Origin of the sequence: Pseudomonas sp. Xaverov 259, assembly GCF_019352915.1 — a bacterium.
GTDB lineage: Bacteria > Pseudomonadota > Gammaproteobacteria > Pseudomonadales > Pseudomonadaceae > Aquipseudomonas.
On record NZ_JAAAFV010000027.1, the window covers coordinates 155,382 to 155,880 of the forward strand.

1 protein-coding gene is annotated in these 499 nt (G+C 54.5%); it reads left to right on the plus strand.

Translation table 11 applies throughout. The features are described from left to right. A partial coding sequence (locus K0H48_RS30725; RefSeq protein WP_257626911.1) for an immunoglobulin-like domain-containing protein occupies positions 1-499 on the plus strand: 499 nt, incomplete at both ends.

Genomic DNA, 499 nt, shown 5'->3' on the forward strand with positions numbered 1-499 from the left:
GGGCGAAGGCGGCAACATCGTTTACACCGCCAGCCTTGTGGATAAAAACGGCGCGGCAGTGACCAACATCACCAACCCGCTGACCGTGACTTTGGATAACGGCCAAACCATTACTATCGGTGTGAACCAGTCCAGCGGCAACGTCACCGTTGTAGCTCCAGATGACGTGTACAAAGGCGACCAAACCGTCACTACCGCTATTACTAACGTGACTGGCGGCGAGCACTTCGAAAACTTGGTGCCAGGTACTACGCCTGTTAGCACCACCGTCACGGATACTCCGGGTACTGACAACACAACTACTGTCACGCTGACCGCGCCAAGCGCCGTCAACGAAGGTGGTCAGATTACGTACACCGCTACGCTTTCCAATAAAGCGGGCACTGACGTCACGCTGAAGTTGGATAACGGTTCATCTATCACCATTAAAGCTGGTGAAACCGTTGGCTCCGTGACTGTTGCGGCACCTGGCGATGACGTGTTCATCGACAAGAGCACT